The organism is Cellvibrio sp. UBA7661, assembly GCA_002483365.1.
Classification (GTDB): Bacteria; Pseudomonadota; Gammaproteobacteria; order Pseudomonadales; family Cellvibrionaceae; genus Cellvibrio.
On the sequence record DLHT01000005.1, the window covers coordinates 343,646 to 362,019 of the forward strand.

The window sequence follows — 18,374 nt, forward strand, 5'->3', positions numbered from 1 at the left end:
TACGTTTAGCACGCCCTGACAGATTACAGCCCCACTAAACAATAGCCATAACACACGCAAGGCTATTAATAACGCAAGAGATCGCGATCATCGGTGGGCGTTAATAATGCTCAACTCATCAGCCGCCAAAGTAACGCCTTCCTGCGCGGCCTGCTGCATCAATTGCAACCCTTTGGCTTTATCCTGTTGCACATCGCCCACGCCGTAATACAAATTAAATCCGTAAGTAAACTTGGAATGGGAATGCCCTTGGGCGATGGCGCGTTCAAAATAATCGCTAGAGCGTTTGGAGTTGTTCTCCACAAAATCGCCGTACAGATAAATTACACCCAAGCGGTAGGAGGCTTCTGCAATACCAGCTTCTGAGGCGCTGTTTAATAACTGCATGCTGCGCGCTTCAAATTCATCTTCCGTTTCATTGAGGATTTCAAGACTAAAACTGGAATATAAAAACTGTGCGTAGCCGTCGCCTTGTTCAAGATAAGGCGCAAGCAATTCGTAAAGTTCAACCAATTCACCCGCATCCAGCAATGCGTCGGCTTGTTGTTTTATGTGATTGTCCACTGATAACTCCCAAGTGCGATAAACATGATTACTGCCGTACAGATAAACCATCATTCAAGCTGCGCCGGTAGGCAATCACCGCAGGAATAATCGCCATTGCAAGAGCAACTGCGAAAAACACCGCGATGTATTCCAATTGCTGACGCCCCAAAATATCTGCCGAAATACTTAACCCCCAGACGCCTAACAACCAAGGTTGTAATGCGTTAATCAACAACACCAGCAGGATAATCGCCAACGCAATTGCCGATGCAGCCAATAAAAAAACTTCACCTATCACCAAACTGACAATATACAGAGGGTGCGCCCCCAGTGAACGTAAAATGGCAAATTCACGCTGCCGCTCATTCAGTGCAGTCAATATGCTTGCAACCATTCCGAGCAAACTTGCCAACACCACCAACCATGCAATCACATTAAAAGCAACTTCAACAGAACCCACTAGCTGCCACAATTCTGCCAATGCAAGACCGGGCACTATGGCTTGCAGTGGTTCACCAGTGTATTGATTGATTTGCCGCTGCACCGTAAATGTTGCAGCGCGACTTTGTAAACCGACAAAGATTGCACTTAAAGATTGGTCGTGTGCGTGATGATCATGCGCTTCATGTTCGGACTCTTGTTCATGCTCGTGACTGTAATCGTGTGCGTGATGTTTTTCGACATCTGCATGAGAGTGTTCATGATCATCGTGTGCGTGCTGCGTAATTGGCGATTGTTTTTTTGCAGCGGGAATATGCACACCGGATTGCCAATCCTCATGAATTGCGGCCATACCCGCAAGGGAAATATACAGGCTTTTATCGACAGGAGTGCCGGTGGGCGCAAGAATACCTGTCACTACAAATGGCGACTCATCGTGTTTGGCAAGTGACACCTCGGCTATCCCGTGAGCCAATACAATCTTATCACCCACTTGATAATGTAATTTTCGTGCAACTGCCGCACCTATCACCACATCGTATTTTCCGGCAAAGGCTTTTCCTTGTGCAAACGCGAGCGGTTGTTTTTTACCGTAAGCATAGTGCGCAAAAAAATCCGGTGTAGTGGCAACAACGCGGTGGCCCTTGTGCGAGTCACCCATCGCAAGTGGCACTGCCCATTTGACTTGACTGTGTTTTACCAATTCTTCATAAGTTTGCCAGCGAACCGTGTGTGTGCTGCCGCCCATATGAAATACGGAGTACAACAATAAATTTAATGCGCCGCCGCGCGCACCCACAATTAAATCGGTTCCGGAAAGCGTATTGTTAAAACTCTCTTTTACCTGCGAGCGTACATGGGTAATACCAAGTACCAACATAATGCCAATGGTTAACGACAACACAGTCAGCAGTACTGTTGCGCGGCGATTCAATAAACTTTTACCGGCAAGACGAAGGCGGATCATGACTGCACCTCCGGTTGTGACTGCGTATCTGGTGCTGTTGCACGAAAATCCTGCATATTGAGCACGCGGTCAAAACGCGGCAACAGTTGCTGGTCATGGCTGACAAACAGCAGCGCAGTTCTTTCATCCAACAATTCAAACAAGAGCTGCATAAAGGTTTCGCGCAGGTCTGCATCAAGTGCAGACGTAGGTTCATCCGCAATAATAATACGCGGGCTACCCAAGAGTGCACGCGCAAGCGCCACACGTTGCTGTTGCCCTACACTGAGTTGGTTTGCTTGCTGTTGCGCTACATTGGTAATTCCCAACCGCTCCAACAAAACCGGAATCTGCGCAACGGCATTCTGTTTTTGATCGCGCGGCAGAAACTCTACGCGCATCTGTAAATTTTCCACACAATTCAGATAGGGAATTAAATTAAATTGCTGAAAAATAATGCCCATATATTGCGCGCGGAATTGGTCGCGCTGGCGATTGCTCATACGGGTTATATCTTGGCCCAATACATGAATACTGCCTGCGCGTGGCGATACCACACCTGCAATCAAATTCAGCAGCGTACTTTTGCCAGACCCGGAGGCACCGTACAGAAATATTTTTTCCCCTGATGCGATACGCAGATCATCTATCGCCAAAAAAGGGGAATCCTGTTTAGCCCATGCATACTGGACGGATTGCAGTGAAATTGCGCTGTTGTTGATGCTGTCATTCATAAGAAAGGCTTGTATGATTGCGTGATTAATCCTGCTGGTGCAGGTGTGATGGTAATGTGAGACACCGAATGATGAAACTCTATCCAACAAAAAAAGCGCTCTTTCCTGTTTACCTGTGCTCGCTTGCAATCCTGTTTTTTGTTAGTACCGCTCACGCAGCGCCCGAAAATTTGGCGCGCCCCGCGGTGACAGTGGAATGGACAGAATTACTGCCCGACGAGGATTTGCGCTTATTGGAATCCATTCCGCAAATCGATCACCAATCACTCAGCGATGACCAACTCGCGCAGGATGCACCCGCCGAGGGGTTCAATAGCAACACATCGGCATTTGAAGATCAAATTGCCAAGGCTATTGCTGATTCAAAGCAATCAATAGAGGATGAAAAATCCGGCCGCAATTGGCGCGATGCCCTTAAATCCACCAAAGTTCGCCCCGAATTTAATAACAAACGCATCCGCATTGCAGGTTACATAGTGCCGATTGAATACGACGATAACCAAGTCATCACCGAATTTTTTCTGGTGCCCTACTTCGGCGCTTGCATCCATGTTCCACCACCACCGCCCAACCAATTAATTTACGTTAAGCATCCCAAGGGTTTTACTTTGCCCGATTTGTACACACCCTTTTGGGTTGATGGTACGGTGGTGATAGAAACCCAGGAAAATGATCTCGGCTTATCGGCCTACTCCATGCGCAATGTAAAACTTGAACGCTACGAAGAACCCGAAGAGCCGGAATTTTTGAATTAAAAAAGTGCGAGTTGTGGCCTGTATGGAGCCTAGCGGAATACGGGAGATAAATTTATTAAATAACCCCGCATTTCGTTAGACTCCATGCGAGCTACTCGCTGATACAAAACGCCGTTCGGTACGTATAAATGTAATTAATTTAATCAAAAACACTGAATTGCAACTCCATGAAAACAGCGCTCTATTGGTTTCGATACGATTTGCGTTTGGCGGACAACCCCGGCTGGACACAATTAATCGCCACTCAGGATTCAGTGCTCGGTGTGTTTGTGTTACCGCAACAGTGGTTTCGCCAAGGCCGTTACCAATGCAAGGGAATTGATCGCCATCGCCTGATTTTTTTACTGGAATCCCTACGCGATTTACGCGAGCAGTTGCGTCAGGTCGGAAGTGACCTGGTCGTTCTGCAAGGTGATCCAGTCACCGAAGTGGTTGCGCTTGCACAGCAATTAAATGTGGGCGCTGTTGCCGTAGGCGATCATCCGGGCAGTGACGAATCCGATCAGGTTGCACACGCAAAAGCCCAACTCGATGTCCCGCTTTATATCTCGGAAAATTTCACGCTGTTTGATCGCGCCGAATTACCCTTTGCGCTGAATGATTTGCCGAATGTGTTTTCCCAATTCCGCAAACTGATTGAAAAGCGCCCGCCAACACGTGCGCTGCCTATCGCACCACCACTGAGAACGCGCGTTGTATTGGGCAATGTTCATTGCGAGCTGGATTCACTCTGCACCCGATTTGCACACAGCAATGAGGAGCAACCATCCAACAGCTTACATTTTTCGGGCGGCACTCGCGCGGGCATGCAACAGCTGGATTATTTTTTATTTGAATCCCATTTGATTGCCAATTACAAACAAACCCGCAATCAGTTAGACGGCTGGGATTTTTCATCCAAGTTATCGCCCTGGTTAGCGTTCGGCTGCCTGTCGGCACGTCAAGTGGCGGAATCAATCCGCCGTTATGAATCCACACACCAAGCCAACGAATCTACTTATTGGCTGTACTTTGAAATTCTCTGGCGTGAATACTTTCAGTGGCTGGCTTATCGCGCAGGCAAAAAATTATTTTCCTTGCGTGGCATACAAAATAAAAACCCGTTGCTGAGTTTTTATCCCAATGAATTTATGGCGTGGTGTTATGGCAATACCGCGAGTGATTTTGTGAATGCCTTTATGCGGCAACTGCTGAACACCGGATGGATGTCCAACCGGGGCAGGCAAATTGTCGCCAGCTATTTAATTAATGAACTGGGAGTAGATTGGCGCTACGGCGCAGCCTGGTTTGAACAACAACTGATTGATTACGATGTCGCCGCCAATTGGGGCAACTGGCAATACCTCGCCGGAGTAGGAACCGACCCACGCGGCCGCCGCCACTTCAACATCGAAAAACAACAACAAACCCACGACCCCGACCTCACCTTTACCCACCGCTGGATGCAATCGTAGCCTGTATGGAGCCTAGCGGAATACGGGAAATAAATTTATTAAATAACCCCGCATTTCGTTAGACTCCATGAGGGCTACTCGCTTGTTAAAAAATGTTTCACACGAGATACTCAACACTCGTGCCGTTGCTCACAGAAATTACTTTAGCATTTACTAAATAATTAACCTGATTTTGAATAGCAACTTCATTACCTTTCAAGCCAAGATGAGAAGCAATATGATTTCTCAGGCTAACCACTTTTTGGGGTCTTTTTTCTTTAGGTTTTGAGGTTAGACTTAAAACCAACTTGTTACCATATTGAGATTGCGATTCAACTTTGATTTGTTTACAAGCTCGTCCGTTTGCTTTGACGTGGGAAATTAAAGGTGAATAACCATTGTCATTGCTTATAACCTCGAAAGCGATTTGCTTTTCAGCAATAGAGTCGTACTTCCCCAAGTAATAGGACAAATGGAAATCGAGGTTGTTGGCCTGCACAGCCTTCATTTGTATGATGACTAAATTTAGCAGCTTGTCATATTTTTTTTCACCAAAGTCTAACTTTGGTTGCTTAGCACCAAGAAATATGATGATTTTTTCATATGCAGCCAAATCTATTTTATCCAAATTACTTACGTTCTCGTAATCGATAAATGCCCACTTCATGTGGCAACTCCATTTTTTAACACTGTGATAAGCGATGGTTTAAGCTGCTCTTTTGCCACAGCCACTTTTTAGGGTTTTCTATTTTTAGCAATAGAAAACCAATAACACAGGCTCACCATCACACCAGACAAGCCTGTGTTATCACAACCTTACCCCTTCTTGCGCCCCATAAAAAACCACATAAACGCACCAAAAAACAGGCCGCCTATAGCATTAATGATCGCAAGGAAAATAAATTTATCCAGTGTTATTCCCCCACGGAAATATTCCGCAGAGACAAAAAATGCGAGCATCAATAAACCAAATGATGCACCCATTTTTATCCAAGTAAATTTATTAATAGGTTTGGCGATATTTGCTTCTGCTTTTTTGTAACGTGAGAGTTCGTAGGCGATGTATTTTTGTTCGTAGATTTTTTTAAGAGGGAACCAAATGGGAAAAAGCACAGCGAGCAAAAGCAGGCTGAACACATTCCATAAGCTGGGAATTTTTTGTTCGCAATTAGGGCAGATGTAGCCAAGCCAATGACCAAAGGCATTTCCTTTACCCCATAACATGCCATGATGAATTGCGCCGCATGATGGACATGGGACATAGGTGCGCTCAATTAATGATGCATTGCTGGTTTTGTCGATCAGTGTGACTTTGGGGATGCGCTGGCCAAGAATGACTTCATTAATTGCCAAGCCGGGATTCAAGATCCAATGCAGTAGCAAAGGGTTGGGAAGTTTTTGAACGCTATATTTATTTTCATCGTATGCCATGGGTGTGCTCCTTGTATTCTGGCATTTCATTTGATGCTACGCCCTTTTGCCAATCCGCCTCTGTCACAGCAAGCGGTCAAATTTTCAACGGTTAAATAGCGCGCCAAGGATGACTCAGTTCAATGGCTGATTCAACTCAACCAAGCCAATAGGCATGCTTATCCACTCAGCTTAACCCCACCCTTTTCAAGCCCAAACCTCACCCTACACACCTGCCAACATGAATATTATTCACGTTTTCATGAATTTATATCGTTTTTATTCACCTTAATGTTCCAGTATAAAGACAACCTGTGCTTTACCAGAGCCGACTTTACCCTTGCCTCTTCATCAGGTTGCGACATCACCATGAACAACGATTTTACGTTTAGCATCAAAAGTATTGGTTTCGATGAGAACTATCGTCCGGCGGACACTACGCGCGCCACTACCAACTTTGCCAATTTGGCGAGGGGAAATAACCGGCAAGAAAACTTACGCAATGCGCTGACGATGATTGACAATCGTTTTAATGCCTTGGCGCATTGGGATAACCCCAAAGGCGATCGTTATTCGCTGGAGCTGGAGATCATTTCGGTGGAGATGGATCTTGCTCGCGAGGGTAATGGTGATTTATTTCCTGCGATTGAAATTTTGAAAACCACTATTCTGGATCACTACAACAACCGGCGCATTGAAGGCATTGTGGGAAATAATTTTTCCTCTTATGTGCGCGATTATGACTTTAGTGTGCTGCTGTTAGAGCACAACAAAAACCAAGCGACATTCAGCATTCCCGATAATTTTGGCGATTTACACGGCAAACTGTTTCAGTGCTTTGTGAACTCGGCTACCTACAAAACGCATTTTAATAAACCACCGGTGATTTGCCTGAGTGTTTCCGATAACAAAACCTACAAGCGCACTGAAAACCAGCACCCGGTGTTGGGCGTTGAATACCAGCCCAATGAATCCTCATTGACTGAACAGTATTTTAAAAAGATGGGTTTGGCGGTTCGCTATTTTATGCCGCCCAATAGCGTTGCCCCTTTCGCCTTTTATTTCTTTGGGGATTTTCTGGTGGATTACACCAACCTTGAACTGATCAGCACCATTAGCACTATGGAGACTTTCCAAAAAATTTATCGCCCTGAAATTTATAACGCGAATGCGGTAGCGGGAGCCTTTTACAGGCCCAATTTAAAAAATCAGGATTATTCATTAACCAAAGTGGTTTATGACCGCGAGGAGCGCAGCAGGCTTGCAATTGAACAGGGGAAATTTGCTGAAAAACAATTCATCAAACCCTACCAGCGCATTCTTGAGCAGTGGTCTGCTAACTACGCGTTTTAATTCGCCACGCTGCTGATTTTTTTGGATACCCGCATTCGCGGGTATAACGGGAAGTGAATATTTCAGAGCTTCCCGATAACTTTTAAACAGACAAGATGATTCATCTATGAACAAACTATTGCCCACATCAACCGCTGGCAGCTTACCCAAGCCTTTATGGCTTGCGCAGCCTGAAACACTTTGGTCGCCCTGGAAATTACAAGGTGATGAATTAGTGGAAGGCAAAAAAGACGCGCTGCGTTTGTCATTGCACGAACAGCAACTAGCAGGGATTGATATTGTTGGCGATGGCGAGCAATCGCGCCAACACTTTGTGACGACCTTTATTGAGCACCTGAGCGGCGTTGATTTTGTGCAGCGCGAAACGGTGAGAATTCGCAATCGCTATGATGCGAGCGTACCCACGGTGGTAGGCGATGTGTCGCGCCAGAAGCCGGTGTTTGTTGATGACGCAAAATTTCTGCGCGCGCAAACCACACAACCGATTAAATGGGCCCTGCCCGGCCCCATGACGATGATTGATACGCTTTACGATGGCCACTACAAAAGCCGCGAAAAACTGGCTTGGGAATTCGCTAAAATTCTCAACCAGGAAGCGAAAGAATTAGAGGCAGCGGGCGTGGATATAATCCAGTTTGATGAACCTGCTTTTAATGTATTTTTTGATGAGGTGAACGACTGGGGCATTGCGACATTAGAACGAGCGCTAGAAGGTCTTAAGTGCGAAACGGCGGTACATATTTGTTATGGCTACGGCATTAAAGCCAATACCGAATGGAAAAAAACACTGGGCTCTGAGTGGCGCCAATATGAAGAGATTTTTCCCAAACTGCAAAAATCCAACATCGATATTATCTCGCTGGAATGCCACAACTCGCGCGTGCCGATGGAATTACTGGAACTGATTCGCGGCAAAAAAGTGATGGTCGGTGCGATTGACGTAGCCACCAACACCATCGAAACGCCCGAGGAAGTCGCTGCTACTTTACGCAAAGCATTGCAGTTTGTTGATGCCGACAAACTCTGTCCCTGCACCAACTGCGGTATGACACCACTACCCCGCCAAGTCGCGCTTGGTAAACTCAAGGCTTTGAGCGCAGGCGCAGAAATCGTGCGCAAGGAACTCGCGCGTTAATACAAATCCGGCAGCTGGCAGGTTGGGTCGGGCCGCGTAGGCAGCAATGCCCAACCTGCAGGCTCACGAATTTTCTTTCAACCACTGCATTGGCGATACGCCGCATTGTGATTTAAACGCGCGCGACAACGCCGCTTCACTGCTATATCCGGCTTCTTCCGCAATTAATCGCAGCGACTGCCCTTTCTTCAACCATTTTTGCACCAGACCAATGCGCCAGCGCTGCAAATAATTAGCGGGCGTATCGCCTACGGCATCGCGAAATTGATTGGAGAAAACACTGCGCGACATGCCCGCGATTTTTGCCAAACGTTCGACTGACCAATCCTCTTCCGGTTTTTCATGCATCGCCACTATGGCGCGACGTAGTTGTGTATGCGCAAGGCCTGTTAACAATCCCAATTGTGGATTGTTACTTTCCATCAGCTCGCGCAATAACTGGATCAAAATCACCTCAAACAAACGGTCGAGCACAGTTTGCCGGCCGCAATGATTGGCTTCGGCTTCTGCAAACAAAAGCGAGAGCAGCGCGACACTGTGAGGTAATTGCGCGAGTGGAATGCAAATACACGCGGGCAATGCATTCAGCAGCGGGTTGGCCGAGCCGCCTTCAAATAAAATATTCGCGCACACAAAATCGGCACCATGTTCGCTGTCGGTCACAAAGCTATGGGGTGTCGGGCGCGGATAAAACAGCAGGCTCGGCTCCTCCAGCTCATAGGCTTTGGTATTTCCATGCCATACCTCCGCTTTTCCGCGCCTTAAGAGATGCAACTGCCCATAGGGTTTGCTGCCATCCAACGTGTTAATGCCGCACAGCGGGCCGGTTTGGAAGGTTTGGGCGCTTATCGCAAAGTGCCCCAAAAGTGCTGCAAGACGATCAACCATAAAAAATACGATTTGTTAAAAATTGAAGATTAATTGTATCAATTCGTACCAGCCTGTCTAGCACAATGCTCCTCGTTGACACACGCAACGACTTTTACCAAACACCCCATCAGGAGCACAGATTATGAAACCTTCAAACATCCTTTATACCGCAAACGTTGTTTCAACCGGTGGCCGCGAAGGCCGTTCGGAATCCAATGACGGCGCGCTGTCAGTACAACTTTCCACACCCAAAGCACTCGGCGGTGCCGGTGGCCCAGGCACCAACCCCGAGCAGTTATTCGCCGCTGGTTACTCCGCCTGCTTTTTAGGTGCACTCAAATTTGTGGCAGGCCAAGCGCGCGTTCAAATTCCGGCCAGCGCACAAATCGCGGCAGAAGTGGGCATCGGCCCCATCCCAACCGGTTTTGCACTGCGCGTTAAATTGGAAATTTCATTGCCCGGTTTACCGTTGGCGCAAGCGCAAGAGTTGGTTGAAAAGGCGCATCAGGTTTGCCCTTACTCGAATGCAACCCGCGGCAATATCGATGTCGAGTTAGTGGTTATCGAGCAATAAATTCATCCACATTTTTTCTTAACTTTATTTTTTATTAACCATTGAAACTTGTTAATTATTTTTGAGATTCGTCATGAAAAAATTTATGCATATTCTGAGCGCTTTTGTTTTCACCACAGCGTCTTCTTTTGCTGCACTGCACACTCACGCTGCAGAAAAAATTGAACACACTGCCAGCACTGTTATTACACGCGATGGCGTACAAATTTATTACAAAGATTGGGGGCCTAAAAATGGCCAAGTGGTGATGTTCAGCCACGGCTGGCCGCTGAGTTCCGACAGCTGGGAATCGCAAATGCGATTTCTGGCAGAGAAAGGTTACCGCGTTATTGCGCATGACCGCCGTGGCCACGGCCGTTCCAGCCAACCATGGGATGGTAATGATATGGATCATTACGCCGATGATTTGGCTGATGTGATTAGCGCGCTCAAAGTGGATGATGTCACGTTGGTAGGTTTCTCCACCGGTGGTGGTGAAGTGGCTCGTTATATCGGCCGCCACGGCACAGAACAGGTTAAAAAGGCTGTACTGGTGAGCGCCGTTCCGCCGATTATGTTGAAAACCGAAAGCAATCCCAACGGGTTACCGCTGTCGGTATTTGATGGCCTGCGCAAAGCCTCTATCGACAACCGCTCACAATTATATTTGGATATCGCCTCTGGCCCGTTCTTTGGATTTAATCGCCCCGGCGCAAAACCTTCAGCAGGTTTAATCCAATCTTTCTGGAGACAAGGCATGCTGGCCGGTGCAAAAAACACTTACGATTCTATCGCGGCATTTTCAGCAACGGACTTCAGGGGTGACCTTGCTAAATTTGATGTGCCGACCTTGGTCATTCACGGCGACGACGATCAAATCGTACCGATTGAAACATCAGGCAAAGCGTCGGCAGCATTGATTAAAGGTGCAAAACTGTTGGTGTACACCGGCGCTCCACACGGTTTGGCCGATACCCACAAAGACAAATTGAATCAGGATTTGTTGGAGTTCTTGCGTAAAAAATAATGCTTCAACTCTGCAATCATGCAGAAACAACAATGAAATAAATGGGTGAAATAAAGGTGATCGATTTATATATCGATCACCTTCACATTTTTTCTGTTTCGGTAAACAAGCACTGATTGAGTTGTGCGGTGACGTATTCTTGGCCGGGCGATACACTTCCCTGTGCCACCAGATTAATTCGAATGTAACCGCAAGATTTTGGCTGCCTTGTACTGCTGATAGAGGTAAAGTAAGGCGTATTATTTCTGACCTGTGTTTTGACCATGACCGACAACGCCAAACAACCCAGCGATGAATACTGCTGGCAGCAACTGGATAACGAGCAGGCCGCAGGGCAGTTTTTTTATGCGGTAATCACCACCGGTATTTACTGCCGCCCCGGTTGTCCATCGCGCCGCCCCAACCGCGACAATGTGCGCTTTTTTAATCTGGCGACAGAGGCAGAGCAAGCCGGGTTTCGCCCATGCAAACGCTGCCATCCGCAACAGCTCACCGCGCACAACCAACTGCTGGAGCGCATAACCAGTTTATGCCGCTATATTGAAACCGCTGCTGATGAGCCCTCGCTTGTGCAACTTGCCGAATATGCGGGCGTGAGCCGCTATCATTTACAACGGCAATTCAAAGCCATTACCGGTATTAGCCCCAAAGCTTATGCAAAAGCGCATCGCCATTCTGTGGATAAACCTATGAACAGTTCACGCAAATATCACGAAATTATTTCTTATTGTTGTAGTCAATCTTCACTCGGGCAATTGTTGGTTGCGCGCAGCAGCAAAGGTATTTGCGCCATTTTGTTGGGCGATGACCGGCAAGAATTAATTGCCGATTTGTCGGCACGTTTTCCTAACGCTGATCTGCAAGAACAGGCGCAGGATTTTTCCGACTCGCTCGATCAATTAGTCGCATTGATTGAACATCCCGTACAACAACAAAACGCTGCACAATTGCCACTGGATATTCGCGGCACTTTATTCCAGCAGCGCGTATGGACATTACTGCAGGAAATACCCGCCGGTGAAACACGCAGTTATACCGATATTGCACATGCTATGGGTGCACCTAAAGCGGTACGCGCGGTAGCCAGTGCCTGCGCGGCCAATGCGCTGGCGATTGTCATTCCCTGCCATAGAGTGGTGCGCAGCGATGGCAACCTTGCAGGGTATCGCTGGGGATTGGAGCGCAAAAAAACATTGTTACAGCGCGAAAAAGATAGCGTTTAAATTCAGGGCAGCGCGATGCAAACAACAATCACGCTAACACTTCCGGCTGATTTTCGCCGCACGGACTTTATTGATTTTCATCAGCGCGATAACCAGATGCTAGCCGAGCGCTGGGATGAATCTCATGTGTATAAAGGAATTATCTGGAACAATTTGCCTGCGTGTTTGCAATTTTCGTTTACATCCAAACAGCAGGTGCAGATTAATCTGGATATCGATGCAGGCCGCAAAAAAATAGATACCGCACAAACACAACAGCAGTTGCACAAACTCGCCAACCACATGCTGGGCTTAAACCAACCCACCAAAAAATTTGAAACATTCGCTCAACAACATGCCGATGTGTGCAATCTGGTCAATCAACAATCCGGTTTGCGGGTTCCGCAAGCGGCATCGCCGTTTGAAGCATTAAGCTGGGCCATTACCGGGCAACAAATTAGTTTAGGTGCGGCCATTTCATTGCGCCGCAAATTAATCCAGCGCGCAGGCATTGCGCATTCATCCGGTATTTTTTGTTATCCGCAAGCAAAACAACTTCTGGAATTAACGGAAGACGATTTGCGCGCGTGCAGTTTTTCCACCACCAAAGCCACCACCCTACTCACATTGGCACAAGCCATTCACAGCGGAATATTACCGCTGCAACAATGGTTGGATGATTACTGGAATGGCAACCCACTCGCTGCCGAGGATATTTATGCACAGCTGATTGGCATGCGCGGTATAGGCCCTTGGACAATTCACTACGCGCTCTTGCGTGGATTCGGTTGGCTGGATGGCTCATTGCATGGCGACGCCGCCGTGCGGCGCAATTTGCAGCGGTTACTGACCGCACAACAAAAATATCGCAGCACCGAAAAAATATCCCCTCGGGAAACCGAGGCGTGGCTCGCCAATTTCTCACCCTGGCGCGCGCTGGTAGCGGCGCATTTGTGGGCGATGCAAGAAAAACCTGATTAATGAAGCGCAACAATGCAGATAACTTTGCAACACAGCAAAGCAACATAATGAAGCAACACAATACAACAGCACAGCAAAACGACACACCGAAACAACGCACTGACACAACGCACCGACACAACACAGTGTAAAGATAAGGCAATGTCGCTGTTTACCCCTCAAGCGCTCTTGCCCACAACTTGTAATATAATATATCTTATTCTGCAATCCACTCGCCTCCGCGAGCCCTGGGCGCCTATGTGATAACCATCATGTGGCGCGTGTATGGCACCCAGGGGATTTACACCAATAACGATAAAATCAACACAATCCCAGAGTTCAACAAAAAACTTACGCAAATTTTTTTTGCATAAAAAAGTTCTGCAAATAAAACGGCGAATTAAAAACAGCATAGCGATAACAGGAAACATTTTTCAAACCCGTTATTGGATTATGCGCAGAACGCATCGCTCGCTTTGCATTTCCGCATCCACATAAGGATCGTAATGTGTAGAGCATTAAAAAAATGACATCTGGAGATCAATCTATGCAATGGCAATTCACACGATTTTTGCGTTCAATCCTGTTTGGTGCAGTGTGCCTAAGTAGCGCCGCCGTCTTCGCGCAAGATGGAAAAATGTACCCTATTGAAGCGCCCAAAGAACCCAACGCAATTCCACTGAATACCGGTGGAGTCGCCAACCAACCCGCACAAGAAAGTTGGTTCCGCCAATGGGGTGATCCTATGGCGAGAAATATCACCAAAGCCACACTCACTCCCTTTTTGGCTGATCCGAAAAAAGCCAATGGCACCAGCGTGATTGTTGCACCGGGTGGTGGTTTTATGTGGTTGTCGATGGGCAATGAAGGCTGGGAAGTTGCCGAAGCACTCGCGGCTCGCGGTATCAATGCGTTTGTATTGAAATATCGCCTGCAACCCACTGCCGATTCACTGGAAGCGTTTGAAAACCAAATGAACCAGCGTTTTGCTGAAGCAGCAAAACCAGCGAGCGAAGATAAATCCGGCGAAAAAAAATCGGGCACCGACAGATTGCAACGTAATCTGGACAACCAACTCGCCGATGTGGAAGCTGCTTATGCGTTAATTAACAGCCGCGCCAAAGAATGGAATGTCGATATGAAAAAAATCGGCATGATGGGCTTTTCTGCCGGTGCAGGATTAACCATGGCAACCACATTGCAATCCAAAAAAGTGAAGCTGGCGTTTATCGCACCGATTTACGGTGGCATGAATGCAGTTGATGTTCCAAAAGATGCACCACCGATGTTTGCCGCAATCGCGGTTGACGATTTTCTATTCCACGGCGAAACCGGTTTGATTAAATCCTGGTACGACGCAAAAATTCCTGTGGAATTCCACCTCTATCAAAACGGCGGCCACGGCTTCGGCTTAGGCAACCCCGACCGCACCAGCAACAAATGGTTTGAATCTTTTATCTATTGGCTGGAAGTCAACGGTTTTGTAAAACCGTAATTTATTATCGCCATTAAAACGCCAAACAGGTTGGCCAGTAAAAACCAACCTGTTTGTTGCGCGTTCACCTCACCTTTCATCTCCCCCGCTTTTATCTACCCATTTCATCTCCCTTGAAAATAGCTACCTTTGCCCCGCACTTCACCTCCATTTTCCAGTTCAATATTCGCCTTTATTCCCCCTTTTCAATCCAGGCTGACGCTGGTTTTAGGCTGCTTCGCCCCTTATTAAAACAATATTTATTTACCGTTTATCGATAAATAAATATTGCTATTTGTCAGTTTCAGGTTATTCTTTGGGCTAACAACAGTCACCCCAAGGGATTTTTTATGGACATCCAGCAGCACGAGCGCATTACCCGCATCAAAACACTGAGCCGTTATTTGTATTGGGCGCTCACCGGTATCCAGTACCTGATGTGGGTACTTTTGCCCTTGACCATGGGGTGGTTGTGGTTTGGCACCAAAGGCATGGTCACACTGTTTGACCACTCGATTGATAGCGCAAGCCTGAGCCTTATGCAGCGCTGTTTGCTCATGATTCCGATTGCGCTATTTGTGCTGGTGTTGTTAAAAGTGGTTTATCACCTACGGCAATTAATTCTGCATTTTGCCAGCGGCAAGATTTTTAATAAGGCAGCAACTGCCCATGCGCGCAAGGCTTTACACTATGCACTGGCGGCTTACGGATTTTCTTTGCTCGCGGCTGTCGCCACCTGGATTTATCTGTATATACAAAATAATTTTTTCAGTGTGACCGTAAGCGGCGATTTTATTTTCGGAATTATTATTTTTGGTTTGATGTATGTGTTGCTGTGGGCACTCGAAATCGGGTGCGATCTTAACGAAGAATCCGAGTTGACGATCTAAGGAGTTTGTATGCCCATTATTGTTAATTTGGATGTCGTGCTTGCACAGCGAAAGATGCGCTTAAATACATTGGCAGAGTTGGTGGATATTACACCGCAAAATCTTTCAGTATTGAAAACCGGCAAAGCCAAAGCGATTCGGTTTGATACGCTGGAAAAAATCTGCGCGGCATTGGAATGCCAGCCGGGCGATATTCTGGCCTTTGCAGACGAGCCATCGTCCGACACCTGATTCTCTACTCCACTTTTTTGATCGATTGACCCTGCGTTATGCAGAATGGTTGTGGTGCCTTTTGCCTGCTTTTTTGATATCGGTATTTCTCTAGCCACTTTTTTATTGATAATTTTTAAATGGAAAACGCGTTTATGGAAAATTTTATAAAATTTTTTAAAATAATAATCTGCCTGTTACTGATGATTATTTCTGTCTCTTATCCACACGCCCAAACATTGGAACAGCTAAAAACCAATATAGAAAACGCGCGCGTGGAAACCGGCTTGACGGGTTTGGGCATTGCGATTGTCGATGAAAATGGCCCGGTGTGGGTGGCGGGATTAGGTGAAGCCGATAAAACCCAAAAAACACCCGTCACGCCCGATACCTTATTCCGCATAGGCTCAATATCAAAAATGTTTGTGGCGCTTTCGGTGCTGCAATTGGTTGAGCAAGGTAAATTGCATTTGGACGATAAACTAAGTGACCTTGCGCCTGAGGTATATTTTGACAATCAATGGGAGCAAACCCACCCCATTCGTCTGGTGCATTTGTTAGAGCACACCACTGGCTGGGATGATGTTAGTTTCTCTGTGTATGCAAATGAAGATGCTACAATTTCGCTGAAAGACGCGCTGGCGTTTCGCCCCCAGTACCGGCAATCGCGCTGGGTTCCGGGCACCCGATTTGCGTATAACAATGCGGGCCCTGCGGTAGCAGCTTATATTGTGCAAAAAGTGACGGGACAACCATTTGAAGATTATGTGCAAACACATTTTTTTAATCCGCTGCATATGAACAGCGCAACTTTTTTTGAATCTGACTTGTATAAAAAAAATGGCGCAACCCTTTACTCAATAGACGGATCAGCGCGCGATTACTGGAATATTATTATTCGTCCGGCGGGTTCGATTAATGCATCCATCGCCGATATGGCGAAATATTTACAATTTCTGATTGCGCGCGGGGAATACAATCAACAGCGCTTACTGAGTGAGCAATCCGTTACACGCATGGAAACACCTACGACAACTCTGGGTGCCGTTGCAGGTACAAAAGCGGGTTACGGCTTAAATAATTATGCAACCGGTTTTGAACAGGCTGGCATTGCCTTTCGCGGACATGATGGGGATGTATGGGGCGGCCACTGCCGCTTGAGTTACATAATTGAATTAAAGTTGGGCTATGTATTGTGTATCAATCAGGATAACAATATCGCCCTCGATAAAATTCAAAATTTGCTGCGCGCGTATTTAATAAAAGGCTTTGCCAAGGCAAGCCCAACTGAAATTGAATTACCAGAAAAATTCAAGCAACTCGCGGGCTACTATATTCCCATCAATTCACGCGTAGAACAGTTTGAATTAGTGTCAGAATTAACCGGCGCCATGCGTATTACGGTAGGCGATAACCGGTTGCATCGCATGCCTGTACTCGGAGGTTGGCAATCACCCAGCGATGATTACGCCATCAATGAAAATATTCTTGTGAGCCGTCACACAGGGCTGCCGACCATTGCGATAGTGAACGATCCGCTTGCAGGCGAAGTAGTTGAAGTATCAGATGGCCCTACATTGAAACGCGTATCGGCATTTTGGTTGATGGGTATGCTAGGGCTCATTGTATGCACTTTGGCACTAGGCCTAAGCAGTTTGCTATTCGCTCCCATCTGGATTACACGCTTACTGGTAGGAAAACTTTCACGCGGTGCAACCATCAGCATCCGTCTATGGCCATTGATCACTTTCCTCGCACCGGTTATTACTGTCTGCGTGATTTATCTATTCGGCACTATGAAAACAATAGGAACAATATCGCCAGTCACACTCACTATTTTTATCTGCAGCAGTATTTACCCACTACTCGCGATTTACAGCTTGATCAATGTGTATAAATACCGTCACGAAAAAATAAACACGTTGGTGTATTGGCACTCCGCAATATTCAGTATTGTCCACGTCTGTATGGCAATTATGCTTGCGCAATATGGAATGCTGATGATGAGACTTTGGGTGTGAACTGAAAGCAACTAATCAGCGCGCTGTAGGCTGGGCAGCCATGCCCAGCATTTTCTATTTTTTGTTTTTAAATTCAGGTGTGTCTTGGCATATGGCGCAATGCGGCCCCCTACGCGATTGATAAATTCGGGCAACAATGAAAACTGAAGCAGTAATGAATGCGCCAAGTAAAACCACAAAAAACCGTTTAATCCAAAACTTTCTTCCCACGACAAACTCCTTATTTAAACTTACTGGCACCAAGAGAAAATTCGATTTTTTTAAGCCAATGACATTCCGAACAGCAGAAATCTATCTTTATATAAACTCAATTTCTGTATATGGGTACCATCTACCCTGAATTATTTTCAACATATCTTTAGTGATTTGATCTGGCAATGCATTTTTGGCTATATGCAGTAAATTCTTTTGCCG

The 18,374-nt window shown here is 46.6% G+C and carries 18 protein-coding genes; 12 read left to right on the forward strand and 6 right to left on the reverse strand.

The features are described 5' to 3' along the window. Positions 1-87: 87 nt before the first annotated feature. From B2739_RS04020 to B2739_RS04030, 3 genes are read right to left on the reverse strand one after another with little or no spacing between them, the layout of a single operon-like run. Entirely contained in the window at positions 88-618 is a 531-nt protein-coding gene (locus B2739_RS04020) for a hypothetical protein (protein ID WP_331344582.1), read from the reverse strand. Further along, the gene (locus tag B2739_RS04025) at positions 593-1,954 is read right to left on the reverse strand and encodes an ABC transporter permease (RefSeq protein WP_331344583.1); all 1,362 of its coding nucleotides are present in this window, start codon (positions 1,952-1,954) and stop codon (positions 593-595) included. The genes B2739_RS04020 and B2739_RS04025 overlap by 26 nt, the downstream gene beginning before the upstream one ends. Then, positions 1,951-2,667, reverse strand: a complete 717-nt coding sequence (locus B2739_RS04030) for an ABC transporter ATP-binding protein (protein WP_331344584.1) — start codon at positions 2,665-2,667, stop codon at positions 1,951-1,953. Before B2739_RS04030 ends, B2739_RS04025 begins: the two co-directional genes overlap by 4 nt. Before the next feature lie 68 nt (positions 2,668-2,735). On the opposite strand from B2739_RS04030, the gene B2739_RS04035 reads away from it, so the two are divergent. After that, positions 2,736-3,422 (forward strand): DUF3299 domain-containing protein, encoded by a 687-nt coding sequence (locus B2739_RS04035; RefSeq protein WP_331344585.1) that lies wholly within the window; start codon positions 2,736-2,738, stop codon positions 3,420-3,422. 167 nt (positions 3,423-3,589) lie between these two features. Continuing rightward, positions 3,590-4,876 (forward strand): DASH family cryptochrome, encoded by a 1,287-nt coding sequence (locus B2739_RS04040; protein WP_331344586.1) that lies wholly within the window; start codon positions 3,590-3,592, stop codon positions 4,874-4,876. Between the two features lie 97 nt (positions 4,877-4,973). On the opposite strand, the gene B2739_RS04045 is transcribed toward B2739_RS04040, so the two are convergent. Then, a complete protein-coding gene (locus B2739_RS04045; RefSeq protein WP_331344587.1) occupies positions 4,974-5,522 on the reverse strand; it encodes a PIN domain-containing protein in 549 nt (182 codons plus the stop codon). 149 nt (positions 5,523-5,671) lie between these two features. Beyond that, positions 5,672-6,286: a hypothetical protein gene (locus B2739_RS04050; protein WP_331344588.1), complete on the reverse strand. Its 615-nt coding sequence runs from the start codon at positions 6,284-6,286 to the stop codon at positions 5,672-5,674. A 348-nt stretch (positions 6,287-6,634) separates the two neighbouring features. Here B2739_RS04050 and B2739_RS04055 point away from each other — a divergent pair, with 348 nt between their 5' ends. Both B2739_RS04055 and B2739_RS04060 read left to right on the forward strand, forming a co-directional pair. Further along, positions 6,635-7,618 (forward strand): DUF1852 domain-containing protein, encoded by a 984-nt coding sequence (locus B2739_RS04055; RefSeq protein WP_331344589.1) that lies wholly within the window; start codon positions 6,635-6,637, stop codon positions 7,616-7,618. A gap of 106 nt (positions 7,619-7,724) precedes the next feature. Further along, positions 7,725-8,753 (forward strand): methionine synthase, encoded by a 1,029-nt coding sequence (locus B2739_RS04060; RefSeq protein WP_331344590.1) that lies wholly within the window; start codon positions 7,725-7,727, stop codon positions 8,751-8,753. 63 nt (positions 8,754-8,816) lie between these two features. Here B2739_RS04060 and B2739_RS04065 read toward each other — a convergent pair whose 3' ends face one another. Beyond that, a complete protein-coding gene (locus tag B2739_RS04065) occupies positions 8,817-9,641 on the reverse strand; it encodes an AraC family transcriptional regulator (RefSeq protein WP_331344591.1) in 825 nt (274 codons plus the stop codon). A 124-nt stretch (positions 9,642-9,765) separates the two neighbouring features. Here B2739_RS04065 and B2739_RS04070 point away from each other — a divergent pair, with 124 nt between their 5' ends. From B2739_RS04070 to B2739_RS04105, 8 genes are all read left to right on the forward strand, one after another. Further along, positions 9,766-10,197, forward strand: coding sequence for an organic hydroperoxide resistance protein (locus B2739_RS04070; RefSeq protein ID WP_331344592.1), 432 nt, complete (start codon positions 9,766-9,768; stop codon positions 10,195-10,197). 85 nt (positions 10,198-10,282) lie between these two features. Further along, the gene (locus tag B2739_RS04075; RefSeq protein WP_331344593.1) at positions 10,283-11,203 is read left to right on the forward strand and encodes an alpha/beta hydrolase; all 921 of its coding nucleotides are present in this window, start codon (positions 10,283-10,285) and stop codon (positions 11,201-11,203) included. A gap of 263 nt (positions 11,204-11,466) precedes the next feature. Continuing rightward, on the forward strand, positions 11,467-12,426 hold the full coding sequence (locus B2739_RS04080; protein ID WP_331344594.1) for a methylated-DNA--[protein]-cysteine S-methyltransferase: 960 nt from the start codon (positions 11,467-11,469) through the stop codon (positions 12,424-12,426). Positions 12,427-12,441: 15 nt separating this feature from the next. Further along, on the forward strand, positions 12,442-13,386 hold the full coding sequence (locus tag B2739_RS04085; protein ID WP_331344595.1) for a hypothetical protein: 945 nt from the start codon (positions 12,442-12,444) through the stop codon (positions 13,384-13,386). 526 nt (positions 13,387-13,912) lie between these two features. After that, entirely contained in the window at positions 13,913-14,860 is a 948-nt protein-coding gene (locus tag B2739_RS04090) for an alpha/beta hydrolase (protein WP_331344596.1), read from the forward strand. A gap of 329 nt (positions 14,861-15,189) precedes the next feature. Continuing rightward, entirely contained in the window at positions 15,190-15,729 is a 540-nt protein-coding gene (locus B2739_RS04095; RefSeq protein WP_331344597.1) for a DUF2975 domain-containing protein, read from the forward strand. Between the two features lie 9 nt (positions 15,730-15,738). Next, a complete protein-coding gene (locus B2739_RS04100; RefSeq protein WP_331344598.1) occupies positions 15,739-15,960 on the forward strand; it encodes a helix-turn-helix transcriptional regulator in 222 nt (73 codons plus the stop codon). A gap of 134 nt (positions 15,961-16,094) precedes the next feature. Next, positions 16,095-17,960, forward strand: coding sequence for a serine hydrolase (locus tag B2739_RS04105; protein WP_331344599.1), 1,866 nt, complete (start codon positions 16,095-16,097; stop codon positions 17,958-17,960). Positions 17,961-18,374 lie beyond the last annotated feature (414 nt).

What these genes read in the sequence shown, in the direction of transcription:
- B2739_RS04020 (WP_331344582.1), bottom strand. Translation starts at nt 618, where the DNA reads ATGATGGTTTATCTGTACGGCAGTAATCATGTTTATCGCACTTGGGAG.
- B2739_RS04025 (WP_331344583.1), bottom strand. Translation starts at nt 1,954, where the DNA reads ATGATCCGCCTTCGTCTTGCCGGTAAAAGTTTATTGAATCGCCGCGCA.
- B2739_RS04030 (WP_331344584.1), bottom strand. Translation starts at nt 2,667, where the DNA reads ATGAATGACAGCATCAACAACAGCGCAATTTCACTGCAATCCGTCCAG.
- B2739_RS04035 (WP_331344585.1), top strand. Translation starts at nt 2,736, where the DNA reads ATGATGAAACTCTATCCAACAAAAAAAGCGCTCTTTCCTGTTTACCTG.
- B2739_RS04040 (WP_331344586.1), top strand. Translation starts at nt 3,590, where the DNA reads ATGAAAACAGCGCTCTATTGGTTTCGATACGATTTGCGTTTGGCGGAC.
- B2739_RS04045 (WP_331344587.1), bottom strand. Translation starts at nt 5,522, where the DNA reads ATGAAGTGGGCATTTATCGATTACGAGAACGTAAGTAATTTGGATAAA.
- B2739_RS04050 (WP_331344588.1), bottom strand. Translation starts at nt 6,286, where the DNA reads ATGGCATACGATGAAAATAAATATAGCGTTCAAAAACTTCCCAACCCT.
- B2739_RS04055 (WP_331344589.1), top strand. Translation starts at nt 6,635, where the DNA reads ATGAACAACGATTTTACGTTTAGCATCAAAAGTATTGGTTTCGATGAG.
- B2739_RS04060 (WP_331344590.1), top strand. Translation starts at nt 7,725, where the DNA reads ATGAACAAACTATTGCCCACATCAACCGCTGGCAGCTTACCCAAGCCT.
- B2739_RS04065 (WP_331344591.1), bottom strand. Translation starts at nt 9,641, where the DNA reads ATGGTTGATCGTCTTGCAGCACTTTTGGGGCACTTTGCGATAAGCGCC.
- B2739_RS04070 (WP_331344592.1), top strand. Translation starts at nt 9,766, where the DNA reads ATGAAACCTTCAAACATCCTTTATACCGCAAACGTTGTTTCAACCGGT.
- B2739_RS04075 (WP_331344593.1), top strand. Translation starts at nt 10,283, where the DNA reads ATGCATATTCTGAGCGCTTTTGTTTTCACCACAGCGTCTTCTTTTGCT.
- B2739_RS04080 (WP_331344594.1), top strand. Translation starts at nt 11,467, where the DNA reads ATGACCGACAACGCCAAACAACCCAGCGATGAATACTGCTGGCAGCAA.
- B2739_RS04085 (WP_331344595.1), top strand. Translation starts at nt 12,442, where the DNA reads ATGCAAACAACAATCACGCTAACACTTCCGGCTGATTTTCGCCGCACG.
- B2739_RS04090 (WP_331344596.1), top strand. Translation starts at nt 13,913, where the DNA reads ATGCAATGGCAATTCACACGATTTTTGCGTTCAATCCTGTTTGGTGCA.
- B2739_RS04095 (WP_331344597.1), top strand. Translation starts at nt 15,190, where the DNA reads ATGGACATCCAGCAGCACGAGCGCATTACCCGCATCAAAACACTGAGC.
- B2739_RS04100 (WP_331344598.1), top strand. Translation starts at nt 15,739, where the DNA reads ATGCCCATTATTGTTAATTTGGATGTCGTGCTTGCACAGCGAAAGATG.
- B2739_RS04105 (WP_331344599.1), top strand. Translation starts at nt 16,095, where the DNA reads ATGGAAAATTTTATAAAATTTTTTAAAATAATAATCTGCCTGTTACTG.